Here is a 12,772-nt window from a genome sequence, read left to right on the forward strand (position 1 = left end):
GCCTGCCGTGACGGTGCCCTCAGGCGCTGTTTAAATCTTGACGTTACCCCTTGCACAGGTGGCCCGGTTTGCGCCGGGCCTTTTGTTTTTCAAGCTTCAGGGGCCATTTCATGAACAAAGCTATCACCGACGGGATCGTTTTCGATCCATTGCCGTTTTCTGCAGGTCTGGCGCTCTGGTCGAGCACGGACGGCACGCCAGGGTCGGACTCATACGCCGCGAGTGGCTCCGGTGTGTTCGTTGCGGCAGATCAGGATTTCGCAGGATGTTTGGAACTGCTGAAAATCGACCCGACACAACGGGTACGTTATAAGGGCGAAACACCGATTATTCCGGGGTGTTATTTGCAGATCACCGCGCGGGTCAAGGCGGTTGCGGGCGCTTTGCCTGCGGTGCGGATTGCCGGTTGGCCTGGCGAGGGCGGCGGTGTGGAGCTTGCAGGCGTCACGACCTTCGGCGCCGCGCGGCAGCTGACAAGCTATGGTCAGGTGGTTGAGGTTTCAGCCATCGTTGCCACGGCGGATCGTGGCGGTGTCGATCTGGTATGGACCGGTGCCGAATATGGCCATTTCGGCATTGACCTGACAGGGCCTACAGGCGGCGTTGTGCGGCTTGATGATATTACGATCACCGATGTGACAGCTGCCTTTACGCGCGATCTGGTGAGCATGGTGGATGTGCGCGACTACGGTGCGAAAGGTGACGGCGTGACCGACGATAGTGCCGCGTTCAACGCTGCCGATGCCGCAGCGAACGGCCGCACCGTCATGGTGCCTGCCGGTGATTACCTTTTGGAAAACAACGTCACAATCGAAAGCCGTATCCAGTTCGAGGGGCGGATTGTCCAAGCGCCCGAACACCGGTTTATTTTGCAGCAGGATTATAATTACGACACTTATTTCAAGGCGTTTCAGGACGAAGAACTGGCGTTCAAAAAGGCCTATCAAGCCCTGATCAATTTTGCCGATCACGATTCGCTTGATTTGTGCGGGCGCCGCGTCTTGCTGACCGAGCCAGTGGATATGCAGGCCGCAGACCCGTCACGCACCCGCTTTGAAACCCGCCGTGTGATCCGCAATGGCCAGTTCCAGCCCGCTGATGGTGCGGCATGGGATACGGTCGAGGTGACGTCGCAAGCGACCTATTCTGCCAGTGATGACAAGCGTCTGACCAATGTGGTCAATATCACAAGCATCCCGGTGGGGTCTTTGGTGCAGGGCAATGGTGTCGGTCGTGAGATCTATGTGACTGCGGTTAATGAAGCGGCACAGACACTCGAACTCAGCCTCCCGCTCTTTGATGCGGAAGGCACGCAGGTTTTCACCTTTTCGCGCTTTCAGTACATGCTCGATTTTTCAGGCTACGAGAAATTCAGCCAGTTCATCCTTGACGATATCGAATTTCAGGGACGGGGTATCGCAAGCGGGATCATGTTGGCGCCTGACGGGTTTACGTTCCATGTGCGTGACTGCTTTATCAACCGGCCCAAAGACCGTGGTCTCACGTCACCGGGGCGCGGCTGTCAGGGCATGATGATTGACCGTTGCCAACTGATTTCGGAAGAACAGTCTGTGCCGGTGGCGAACCGCGTGAGCATCGGCTTTAACGCCAACGCCAATGACATCAAAATCCGCGATAACCGCACCAGCAAATTCAAGCATTTTTGCGTTTTGGCCGGCTCTGGTAACCTGATTTCAGGCAACCACTGGTTCCACGGGGATGATGAGGTCAACGGCGTGCGGATGGGCGGGATCGTCCTGACCCTGCCAAACCCCAAGAGCATTTTCACCGGCAACTACTGCGACAACAACTTTATCGAATGGACGAACGAGCATGATGCGACACCGGCCTTTGGTGCGCAGTTTTCCTTTGGCGGCCTGACGATCACAGGCAATATGTTCACGACAAATGATGTGGCGGACTGGTTCAATTTCATCGTGATCAAACCCTATGGGCCCGGCCATTTCATCAATGGCTTTGCCGTTATCGGCAATGTGTTCCGGTCGCTCAACGGGCGCATTGACCGGGTCGAGCATGTGGATACGACCTTTGCCGATCTGGATTACAGCCGGACCCGCAGCTTCGTCTTCACTGGCAACACATTCCACAATGTGAACGAGCCCGTGTCCAATCCGGCGGTCCTGACCCATACGCAGGCAACCGAGGCCTCGACCTGGGTGATGGAAACGGCCACGGCCTTGCCCTTTGCGGGGCGCGCGCTGACGGTTGAGAGCGTGATGCCGGATGGGGCAATCACAAATACTGGCGACACGCGCGTGCATGATCTGCCTTGGGCCGAGGGCGAACAGGGCAGCAGCCTGCGCGATGTTCATCTGAATTGGAGCCAGCCCGTGAAAGGGCAGGTGCGCTATTCCGTACGGATGGACCAGACGGACTAGGGTGGACAAGCGCAGCAAAAGGGGCTTCATCGGCATCCTTTTGCTGCGCCGCAGAATAATGCTGCGTTTGCGAAATAAATGGTATATACTGTCTGCGAAATAGGGTTTTGCCAAAGAGGGAGCCATTATGACACCGGCAGTGACACTTTCAATGACAGCACAGGGGATGCAGATCGCCAGTGCAGTGATCGGTCAGCAAATGCGCCTGACGGATACCATGATTGACCAGATGGTGGTCGCGCAGCGCGCACTGATGAGTGGCAGCATGCTCTACGCGCCTGCCAAGCCTGCCGCCAAGGCAAAGGCCGCGACAGCCAAGCCGAAAGTTGCCAAGAAAGCGAAGGCCACTGTCAAGAAGGCGGCCCCGAAGAAAGTGGCAGCAAAGAAGGCTACACCGAAAAAAATCGTCGCGTCCGTGGTGGCACCAAAAGCTGACGTGAAACCTGCGCCGGTTGCGAAAGTCGCGGTCGCGGAGCCGGTCAAATCCGCACCCAAGCCAGATGAGAAAGCTGTGGCCACGACCGCATCAGCGCCTGCAGTTGAAACGAAACCGGCCACGCCTCCTGCACCGGCAAAAGCTGAAAAGGCAAAGCCTGTGTCAAAGAAGGCCACCCCAAAGGTCAAGGCCAAAGCAACCAAGCCCGCGGTTACTGCTACACCTGCGGCGGTTACCGCAAAACCCGATGCGGCGACGCCAGCACCCATGCCTACAGCGACCAAGCGCGCCAAGGCGGTCACTGTCCCCGATGCGCCCTGGGATGGGAAAACCGACGTCAAGAAGTGATATATTTCTAGGCCCTAAATGATGAGAGAACAGCCCACCATGCAGTATCTGCATGGTGGGTTTGCATTTTTTGACCGTTGCCGTCCCGTCGTCATCACCCTACCTCTCGTTGCGGGAGGACAGACATATATTGACGAGGCGCAACATGGCTCTCCAACCCGACAACACACTGATTTCAAACCGCGAAATGCTGGCCGAACTGGTCATGAAACCACTTCGCACGATAGGCTCCATACTTGAGAGCATGGCTGTAAGCAATTCACGGACAAAGGCGATCCAGGCGATCTGGGATATTCCGGAAGAAGAACTGCGCGCCAAGGGTCTGACACGTGCTGATGTGGTCAGCATGACATTCCGCCACGACGCATAAGCGTTCTGCACTTTGGGCCGCCGCCACGCGCGGCGGCCCCAGTTGCGTGTGTCACTTTGCGTAGGACATCTGTTTGCGCAAGGCATCTGTAAAATTGTTGACTGATGTAACTTTGCGGTCCGTGCTGTTTTTACAAACCGTCCAGGTTGTCCCCGACGAGACTTGGATTCGATCACATTTTCGCCATGATGCACGGCGAGGAGGCCGTCGGGCGCGTGCCCGCGGTTGTTAAGAAGTGATCAGGGGGGACATGCCATGACCGATCAATCAGCCGGAATCTATCCACCATCATCCGCAATGGCGGCAGGGGCACATGCCGATAAGGCGACTTATGACGCGATGTACGCCGCGTCGATCAATGATCCTGAGGCGTTCTGGGGCGAGCATGGCAAGCGGATCGACTGGATCAGACCCTACACGCGCGTGAAAAATACCAGCTTTGCCCCTGGTGCGGTTGATATCAAATGGTATGAAGACGGTACGCTGAACGTTAGTGCCAACTGCATCGACCGCCATCTTGCGACGCGCGGCGAGCAGACCGCGATCATCTGGGAGCCTGACAGCCCCGATGATGAAGCGCTGCACATCACCTATAACATGCTCCACGAGAAGACCTCGCGCATGGCGAATGTGCTGAAGGAAATGGGTGTCAGCAAGGGTGACCGCGTTGTCCTATATCTGCCAATGATCCCCGAGGCCGCCTATGCGATGCTGGCCTGTGCGCGAATCGGTGCGATTCATTCTATCGTGTTCGCAGGTTTCTCGGCCGAGGCGCTGGGCGCGCGTATTAACGCCTGCGACGCCAAGGTGGTGATTACCGCTGATGGAGCACCACGCGGTGGCCGCGTGACAAACCTCAAGGACAGCGTGAACCAGGCCCTGCTGAACGATTACAACGACGTGAAGTGTCTTGTGGTCAAGCGGACCGGCCAGCAAATCGCATGGCGCGGTGATCTGGATTACTGGCTGCACGAAATGGAAGAAAAGGTCAGCGCTGATTGTCCGCCCGAGGAAATGAACGCCGAAGATCCGCTTTTCATTCTCTACACGTCCGGTTCCACCGGTCAGCCCAAAGGCGTCGTGCATTCCAGCGGTGGCTATCTGGTCTATGCGTCCATGACGCAGCAATACACGTTCGATTATCACGACGGTGATATCTTCTGGTGTACCGCTGATGTGGGCTGGGTGACAGGGCACAGCTATATCGTCTACGGACCTTTGGCGAATGGTGCGACAACGATCATGTTCGAAGGCGTGCCGACCTATCCTGATGCGGGCCGGTTCTGGGCTGTGTGCGAAAAGCACAAGGTCAACCAGTTCTACACCGCCCCGACCGCAATCCGCGCGTTGATGGCGCAGGGCAACAGCTTTGTCGAAAAATATGATCTGTCCGACATCAAGGTGCTGGGCACCGTGGGCGAGCCGATCAACCCCGAGGCATGGAACTGGTACAATGATGTTGTCGGCAAGGGCAAAGCGCCGATTGTTGACACGTGGTGGCAGACTGAAACCGGTGGTCACTTGCTGACCCCGTTGCCGGGCGCGACAGCGACCAAGCCGGGTTCTGCGACATTGCCCTTCTTCGGCATCCAGCCCGTTATTCTGGAACCAACCTCGGGCGAGGAGATCCACGAGACCGCCGCCGAAGGTGTGTTGTGCATCAAGGATAGCTGGCCTGCCCAGATGCGCACCGTCTGGGGCGATCACGCGCGTTTCGAGAAGACGTATTTCAGCGACTACAAGAACTACTACTTCACCGGTGACGGCTGTAAGCGCGATGAAGACGGATATTACTGGATCACAGGCCGCGTCGATGACGTGATCAACGTCTCGGGTCACCGGATGGGCACGGCCGAGGTGGAAAGTGCTTTGGTCGCCCACGCGAAAGTGGCCGAGGCTGCGGTTGTGGGTTATCCGCACGCGATCAAGGGCCAAGGCATCTACGCCTATGTCACGCTGATGAACGGCGAAGAACCATCAGATGAATTGCGCAAAGAACTGGAAGTCTGGGTCCGTACTGAGATTGGCCCGATTGCCAAGCCTGATCTGCTGCAATGGGCCCCCGGTTTGCCAAAAACACGCTCGGGCAAGATCATGCGCCGCATCCTGCGCAAGATCGCCGAGGATGATTTCGGGGCGCTGGGTGATACCTCCACACTCGCTGATCCGTCCGTTGTGGAAGATCTGATCGAAAACAGGATGAACCGCGGATAAATCGCAGGTTTGTCAGGAAAAAAAGCCGCGCATCGCTGCGCGGCTTTTTTATGCCCGTCCGACAGCCATTTCACTTTGCGGGCTGACCGGATTGTCAGCTGTGTCTGGCACGCGGGACGTGCCTTCGATAACGATCCTGGCGTGGCCTAGCCTTGGATGAAGCTTGCTTGCCAATCCCCAGGCGAAGAACAATCCTGCGCCACCCGCCACGAAGACCCCCGAAATCGGGGCGACAAGCAGGACAAGCCAGGCAACGCCTGGGGTCACAATTCCGGACACGTCGCGAAAGCTGGAATAGACTGCCGACATCTCGGTACGTTCGGATGGCTTGACTGCAAGCAGGAACGGCAGGCCAGCAGAAACATCCAAGAGTATCAGAAAGAACGATCCCGCCATCAGGCAAACGACTGCAAATAGCGGGATGCCATGGGGCAGCCCTGCCATCACGAACAAGAGCGCAGACATCGCAAAACCCGTCCTCACAGCCGTTCGGACCGATTTGCTTTTCATAAAGCGCAGCATCAGGGGGGCAAGAAAAAGCGCTGCATTCGAGATCGAAAGGGCTACCCCGCCCAACTGTTCGCTCAACCCGTTTTGGACGGCATAAATCGGCAGGTATACAACGTAGACCCACCAACCGCAGGACCGGATGACCGCAAAAAGCCAGCCGGTAATCAAGCGTGGTTGCGCAAAAAAGCGGTTAAAGAACGCAAACGGATTGGCCGGAGGGCGCGTGCGCTTTGTGATGAGTTTTCCGTTTCCAAGGCGCATGGCGAGGAACGTCAACAGCATCACGATTGCGGCCACAGCAGCAATGCCAAAAGGTGCGAATGCCCACCACTTGTAGAGATATACGCCAAACGCTGGGCCAACTGTCCAACCCAATCCGCTATAGAGAAGACGTGATGTCTCCAGCTGGCCAAGTTCCACTTTGGCCACATAATCCAAGACATAGGCATTGAAGCAGACAAACGTCGTTACGGTCGCAACCGTCGTTAACGCAAGGCCGGCAATCACGGTATGCGGGGACTGAAACGTTGCCAGCAGAGCGCCTGCGGAAAACATCAAGGTCCCGATGGTATAGATCCAACGTCTGGGAATGAAATTTATGAGATATGGGATCAACAATCCCACAATGAGAGACACCAACCCGATTGCAAAATAGACCTCCGAGACGACCGCAGCGTCCTGAAGGGCACCATACATCACCAGCGGGAAAACCGAGATCAAGATACCTCTGGCAATAGCTTCTGTACCTGCCAGAACGGCAAATCCGCGCACACTGGGTGCCGGGGCATGGCGTAGCCACTCTGGAATGCGACGTTCGTGCATAGTTATTGCTCAAGCGATGTTGACGCCAGTGTGCACAGGCTCTCTTGGCGTGCATTGCCAATTACGACCCGTTGTCGCTTTCGGAGGTTGCCACCGCTGCACAGACCGGCGGCACCGCGGTCAGAATGGATCGCCTGTCCGCTTCTTTCGTAAACCTGCGTTATGCCATTCCATCCCCGAACCGCATGTTCACCTGTTCGCTTTTCAGCAGCTTCACTTCGCGCAAGATGTGCCGCTATCTCAGCAAGAGCGGCCACGTCTTGGGTTCATGTGTCATTGTTCTGTTATAAAGATTGACCAGTGATAGGAGCAAAAGAGGAATCCTTATGAAGCAGTGCCCAGACGTCTATTCCGCGGAACCGATCCCGAAGGCTGCATTTGATGAGGTGCAGCGCCTGCTCAATTCCGGTGACCTGTTCCGCTATACCGCCCCGCAAAACGCGCCTGTCTCTCTTCTGGAGCAGGAATTCGCGACGATGATGGGGACGAAATACACTTTGGCTGTCTCGAGCTGTTCTGCGGCACTATTCCTGTCGCTCAAGGCGCTTGATCTGCCAAAGGGTGCGCGGGTCCTGATCCCCGCCTTTACCTTTGCTGCGGTGCCGTCTGCTGTGGTTCACGCGGATTGCGTGCCTGTACTTGCTGAATGCGGTGCGGATTACCGGATCAACCTTGCCGATTTTGAAGCGAAACTCGAAGCGGTGGACGCCGTCATCATCTCGCATATGCGGGGCCATACTTCGGACATGGACGCCATCATGGCACATTGTGCAGCCCGCGATGTGCCTGTCATCGAAGACGCCGCCCATTCGCTCGGGACCACCTGGAAGGGCCGCAAGATCGGCACCATTGGCAGGATCGGCTGTTTCAGTTTTCAAAGCTACAAGATGGTGAATGCGGGTGAAGGCGGGATATTGGTCTCCGATGATGCTGACAGCGTTGCGCGCGCCATCATCATGTCGGGGGCATATGAGCACACGTGGATGAAACATGTGGTGCCCCATGACATTATGCAGAAATGGCAGAACAAGCTGCCGCTTTACAATCTGCGCCTGTCCAACCTCTCTGCCGCGATCATTCGCCCGCAACTGGAAGAACTGCCACGTCGCGTCCGCGACGGGCTGCGCAATCATGACCATGTGGCGGCGCGTCTGAACGACTGTCCTTGGTTCGACGTGCCTGCGCCGCTGGAGGGAGAGCGCCGTGCGCCAGACTCGATCCAGTTCAACCTTGCCCAGATGGCCGAGGCAGACTGCGCAGCCTTCGCTGCGGCATGTGCGGCGAATGGGCTGAAAGTGCAGATTTTCGGTCAGTCAGCCGATAACGCCCGCGCTTTCTGGAACTGGGAGTTTCTTGATCATACGGGTGATCTTCCGCAGACCCGGGCCATGCTAATGCGGGCCTGCGACGTGCGTTTGCCCGCGCGGCTGACGTTGAAGGAATGTGACATCATTGCTGACGTCCTGATTTCCGCGGTGCGTGACGTGATGGATAAGGCTGCGGCCTGACCGCAGATCGGGCGAGCTAGTCGCCCATCCGCACATTCACCTGTTCGCTTTCGAGCAGCTTCACCTCGCGCTGCGGGAACGGGATGCTGATGCCGTGTTCTGCAAAGGCATCCCAGAGCGCCAGATAGACGTTGCCGCGGATGTTTGTCAGACCGCCCGTCGGGTCCCTGATCCAGAAGCGCAGTATATAGTCGACCGAGCTGTCGCCAAACCCCACGATATGGCAGACTGCGGGGCGGTTTTTCAGAACACGTTCCACGCTTTGTGCGGCCTCAATCGCGATGCGGCGTACCTCGTGGGGGTTGTCGTGATACGCTGTGCCAAAATGGATATCCAGCCGCACAAAATCGTTGGAGTGGGACCAGTTCACCACCTGTCCGGTGATCAGGTCCTCGTTCGGGATCAGGTACTCGCGGCCATCGCGCGTGACCACAGACACATAGCGCGCACCCAGTGAATTGATCCAGCCGAAGGTGTCACCAAGGCTGATAACATCGCCGGGTTTGATGGACTTATCCAGCAGGATGATGACGCCCGACACAAGGTTCGAGACAACCTTTTGCAAACCAAAACCAAGGCCGACACCGATTGCACCGGACAGCACCGCAAGACCTGTCAGATCGATCCCGAGGGCGCGGACACCCACAAAGAAAGCTGCGCCATAAAAGGCAATCTGTACGCCCTTGACGATCAGCACCTGCATCGAGGGGCTGATGTCCTCATTGGCCTTGATCCGGCTGGCGGTCGTCGTCGTAAAGAACCGCGCCAGTGCGATCAGACCGCCAAGGATGACAAGACCCTGCACCAGCAAGAGAAGCGAGAAACGGATATCCCCGATCGTGAACCCGATGCTGTCCAGCAACCGTTCGGCCACGTCCAACAGGCCCAGGATCTGCAGGGTTGCCCATGTCCAGGCGCCGTAGCGGACAAATCTGCGCAGCAGCGGACTTTTGATCAGGCGCGTTGCAAAGACGATCAACAGCCATGCCAGCGCCAGGGTGCCTATCACGCTCAGAAGATAGCTCCGGCTGGGCCATGTGATCTCGCGCATGGCAAAGACGACGAACCAGATCAGCGAAACAAAGAAAATCGCGCGCAGCCGTTGGTGTACGACGACCAGAATCCGCATGCGCCACTTCGGCCAGTTTTCGCGTGAACCCATCCAGGCCCGAATGCGTGGCCCCAGAATGGTGCGCAACAGATGCGCAGCTGCGAACACGGCCAAAGCAATCAGGATCTGATAGAGATTCCACGTCCGGAACATGCTTTCCACAAAGACCTGCGCCTGCGTGAACAGATCAGTGCTGATCGTGATGACCTCTTGGAGCGGCGCCTCGAAGGGTTCGCTCGCGCTTGGTGTGGTCGGTGTGCTGGTGTGCTGGGCCATATTGATCCTGATCTATTGGTCCTGACGGATAGCGTCGCATGTGGTGGCGATACGGGCAAGTGGCCGATCCCTGGAGGACGCCTTTGTTGCCGTTTTTGAAGTGTTTACATTCTTGCGACACCGCTTCTGTGACGTTAGTGTTTTGATAGATTTTTGATTTGGTGAAAGAATTCTTCGATGGAAATTGGTTTTCTGCTTCTGTTGCTTGCGGGCGGTGCCCTGCTTGTTCCGCTTTTTGGTGGTGACGACGATGATGAAGGGACGGACGACCAGTCGCAGATCGACGGAACATTCGAGAACGATCAACTGGAAGGCACCGAAGGTAATGACCTGATCCGCGGGTTTCTTGGTGATGACACGATCAACGGCAACGGCGGTGACGATGAAATTCGCCCTGGTGAGGGCGCTGACATTGTCGATGGCGGTGCTGGTGACGACAATATTCTGGGCAGTCCGGGGGCGGATACACTGTCTGGCGGCGACGGATATGATCGCATTTTCGGGGGCGCTGATGATGATGAAATCGACGGTGGAGCCGATGCGGACTTTATTGCCGGTGGCGACGGGAACGATCTGATTTTTGGCGGGCAAGGTACGACAGGGGCGAACCCTGAAAGAGATCCGGAGTTCATTCGTGGCGATGATGGGGATGATACGATCTTTATCTGGGGTGAAGGTGGCGAGGTACGCGGCAATGCCGATGATGATGAGCTGATCCTGATGACCGGTGATGCGACGATGGAAGCAGGGGGTGGTTTGAATGACGACTTCTATGTCATGGCCAACGTCTCTGATGCGCAGTTGACCGAGGCAACGATCACAGACTTTGATCCGGAGCGGGATACGCTCACGCTGACCATTGATTACGTCGCCGATGGCGGCACACCGCCTGATGTCGATGTCACACTCACTGAAACAACAGTGGATGGCATATCGGGCGTGCGCATTGACGCGGTTTTTGTGGGTCCCGGCGATATTCCGGTGTCCTCTGAAGCGTCGAGTGCCTTCGTACAAGGGGCAACAATTGCACAGCTCGGGTCCGCCAATATCGAGGTTGTCCTGACGGAAGAGGCTGATCTTGACGACCCGGTAGGGCTTCTCAATGACGTTATCGCTGCGCGACCTGTCGTACCGGCCTGACCTCTTGTTTGCCATGCGCTTCGCCAAGTCCCCCTCTTGCGAGCTGGACTTGGCGCGTGTATCTGATCCTTCATGAAAAAGGTTTTTGACATGGATGATCGCGCACGCCTGCCTTGGCGGTTCTTTGGTGCGCGCAGCACGATCCTTGCACGCGGGTAGCGCCCGCCTGTTTCCGCACGCCTGACGACCACTGACATTTTGATACGGGAGAGGACAATGTCCCCCAAAACGCTCTATGATAAAATCTGGGATGCGCATGTAGCCCACGAAGCCGAAGACGGCACCTGCCTGCTTTATATTGACCGCCATCTGGTGCACGAAGTGACCAGTCCGCAAGCCTTTGAGGGGCTGCGTATGGCGGGCCGCAAGGTACGCGCACCCGAAAAGACAATCGCCGTGCCGGACCACAACGTGCCGACAACGCCGGGCCGCGATGACCCCAAGAACATGACCGAGGACAGCGCCATTCAGGTCGCCGCCCTTGATACCAATGCCAAGGACTTTGGGATCCACTATTACCCCGTCTCTGACGTGCGCCAGGGCATCGTGCATATCGTGGGCCCCGAGCAGGGCTGGACCTTGCCTGGCATGACGGTGGTCTGCGGTGACAGCCATACGGCGACACATGGGGCCTTTGGTGCGCTGGCACACGGGATCGGAACATCGGAAGTGGAGCATGTGCTGGCCACACAGACGCTGATCCAGAAGAAATCCAAGAACATGAAGGTCGAGATCACCGGCAAGCTGCGCCCCGGTGTAACAGCCAAGGACATTACCCTGTCCGTGATCGGGGCCACCGGCACCGCAGGCGGCACCGGCTATGTGATCGAATACTGCGGCGAGGCGATCCGTGATCTGTCGATGGAAGGCCGTATGACGGTCTGTAACATGGCGATCGAGGGTGGCGCGCGCGCAGGTCTGATTGCGCCTGACGAGAAGACCTTTGCATATTGCAAAGGCCGCCCGCATGCGCCGAAAGGTGCCGCATGGGAGGCTGCCGAGGCCTATTGGCGCACACTTTACACAGATGAAGGCGCGCATTTCGACAAGGTTGTCACGCTGAAAGGCGAAGATATTGCCCCTGTGGTGACATGGGGCACCTCGCCCGAGGATGTGCTGCCGATCACGGCAAATGTGCCTGCGGCGGAAGATTTCAGAGGTGGCAAAGTCGGTGCGGCACAGCGCTCTCTCGATTACATGGACCTCAAGCCGGGCACGCCGTTGAAGGACATCGCAATTGACACTGTCTTTATCGGCTCCTGTACGAACGGCCGGATCGAAGATTTGCGCGCCGCCGCGGAAATCCTGAAAGGCAAGAAGATCGCCGTGAAACGTGCGATGGTTGTGCCAGGCTCTGGCCTTGTGCGCGCGCAAGCTGAAGAGGAAGGGCTGGCGGATATCTTCAAAGAAGCTGGCTTTGAATGGCGTCTTGCTGGGTGCTCGATGTGTCTGGCGATGAACCCTGACCAGCTTGCGCCGGGTGAACGCTGTGCGGCCACGTCAAACCGCAACTTCGAGGGACGGCAAGGGCGCGGCGGACGCACGCACCTGATGTCACCGGCGATGGCGGCGGCAGCGGCTATTACCGGTAAACTGACCGATGTGCGGGAACTGATGTAAGCGGCGCGCTCATCAGCC

9 protein-coding genes are annotated in these 12,772 nt (G+C 57.3%); 7 read left to right on the forward strand and 2 right to left on the reverse strand.

The window, feature by feature from the left end; translation table 11 throughout:
* Positions 1-110: 110 nt before the first annotated feature.
* The 4 genes from C7964_RS11140 (at position 111) to acs (ending at position 5,767) form a co-directional block, all read left to right on the forward strand.
* Positions 111-2,399 (forward strand): glycosyl hydrolase family 28-related protein, encoded by a 2,289-nt coding sequence (locus C7964_RS11140; RefSeq protein WP_110279745.1) that lies wholly within the window; start codon positions 111-113, stop codon positions 2,397-2,399.
* 127 nt (positions 2,400-2,526) lie between these two features.
* Complete coding sequence (locus C7964_RS19970; RefSeq protein WP_181417159.1) at positions 2,527-3,183, forward strand: hypothetical protein; 657 nt, start codon at positions 2,527-2,529, stop codon at positions 3,181-3,183.
* A 145-nt stretch (positions 3,184-3,328) separates the two neighbouring features.
* The gene (locus tag C7964_RS11150; RefSeq protein ID WP_110279746.1) at positions 3,329-3,553 is read left to right on the forward strand and encodes a DUF1127 domain-containing protein; all 225 of its coding nucleotides are present in this window, start codon (positions 3,329-3,331) and stop codon (positions 3,551-3,553) included.
* A gap of 255 nt (positions 3,554-3,808) precedes the next feature.
* The gene (gene acs, locus C7964_RS11155; RefSeq protein WP_110279747.1) at positions 3,809-5,767 is read left to right on the forward strand and encodes an acetate--CoA ligase; all 1,959 of its coding nucleotides are present in this window, start codon (positions 3,809-3,811) and stop codon (positions 5,765-5,767) included.
* 48 nt (positions 5,768-5,815) lie between these two features.
* On the opposite strand, the gene C7964_RS11160 is transcribed toward acs, so the two are convergent.
* A complete protein-coding gene (locus C7964_RS11160) occupies positions 5,816-7,099 on the reverse strand; it encodes an MFS transporter (RefSeq protein ID WP_110279748.1) in 1,284 nt (427 codons plus the stop codon).
* Positions 7,100-7,425: 326 nt separating this feature from the next.
* Here C7964_RS11160 and C7964_RS11170 point away from each other — a divergent pair, with 326 nt between their 5' ends.
* Positions 7,426-8,607: a DegT/DnrJ/EryC1/StrS family aminotransferase gene (locus tag C7964_RS11170; protein ID WP_110279750.1), complete on the forward strand. Its 1,182-nt coding sequence runs from the start codon at positions 7,426-7,428 to the stop codon at positions 8,605-8,607.
* Between the two features lie 16 nt (positions 8,608-8,623).
* Here the strand turns inward: C7964_RS11170 and C7964_RS11175 are convergent, their stop codons facing one another.
* The gene (locus tag C7964_RS11175; protein WP_110279751.1) at positions 8,624-9,994 is read right to left on the reverse strand and encodes a mechanosensitive ion channel family protein; all 1,371 of its coding nucleotides are present in this window, start codon (positions 9,992-9,994) and stop codon (positions 8,624-8,626) included.
* A 177-nt stretch (positions 9,995-10,171) separates the two neighbouring features.
* Between C7964_RS11175 and C7964_RS11180 the strand changes: the two genes are divergently transcribed.
* Positions 10,172-11,134, forward strand: a complete 963-nt coding sequence (locus C7964_RS11180; RefSeq protein WP_110279752.1) for a calcium-binding protein — start codon at positions 10,172-10,174, stop codon at positions 11,132-11,134.
* Positions 11,135-11,350: 216 nt separating this feature from the next.
* The gene (leuC, locus tag C7964_RS11185; RefSeq protein WP_110279753.1) at positions 11,351-12,754 is read left to right on the forward strand and encodes a 3-isopropylmalate dehydratase large subunit; all 1,404 of its coding nucleotides are present in this window, start codon (positions 11,351-11,353) and stop codon (positions 12,752-12,754) included.
* Positions 12,755-12,772 lie beyond the last annotated feature (18 nt).

It is taken from the genome of Loktanella sp. PT4BL (assembly GCF_003201935.1).
GTDB lineage: Bacteria > Pseudomonadota > Alphaproteobacteria > Rhodobacterales > Rhodobacteraceae > Yoonia.

Bases quoted from the DNA above. Each gene is read 5' to 3' on its own strand.
- C7964_RS11170 (WP_110279750.1), top strand. From the start codon at position 7,426: ATGAAGCAGTGCCCAGACGTCTATTCCGCGGAACCGATCCCGAAGGCT.
- C7964_RS11150 (WP_110279746.1), top strand. From the start codon at position 3,329: ATGGCTCTCCAACCCGACAACACACTGATTTCAAACCGCGAAATGCTG.
- C7964_RS11180 (WP_110279752.1), top strand. From the start codon at position 10,172: ATGGAAATTGGTTTTCTGCTTCTGTTGCTTGCGGGCGGTGCCCTGCTT.
- C7964_RS19970 (WP_181417159.1), top strand. From the start codon at position 2,527: ATGACACCGGCAGTGACACTTTCAATGACAGCACAGGGGATGCAGATC.
- leuC (WP_110279753.1), top strand. From the start codon at position 11,351: ATGTCCCCCAAAACGCTCTATGATAAAATCTGGGATGCGCATGTAGCC.
- C7964_RS11140 (WP_110279745.1), top strand. From the start codon at position 111: ATGAACAAAGCTATCACCGACGGGATCGTTTTCGATCCATTGCCGTTT.
- C7964_RS11160 (WP_110279748.1), bottom strand. From the start codon at position 7,099: ATGCACGAACGTCGCATTCCAGAGTGGCTACGCCATGCCCCGGCACCC.
- C7964_RS11175 (WP_110279751.1), bottom strand. From the start codon at position 9,994: ATGGCCCAGCACACCAGCACACCGACCACACCAAGCGCGAGCGAACCC.
- acs (WP_110279747.1), top strand. From the start codon at position 3,809: ATGACCGATCAATCAGCCGGAATCTATCCACCATCATCCGCAATGGCG.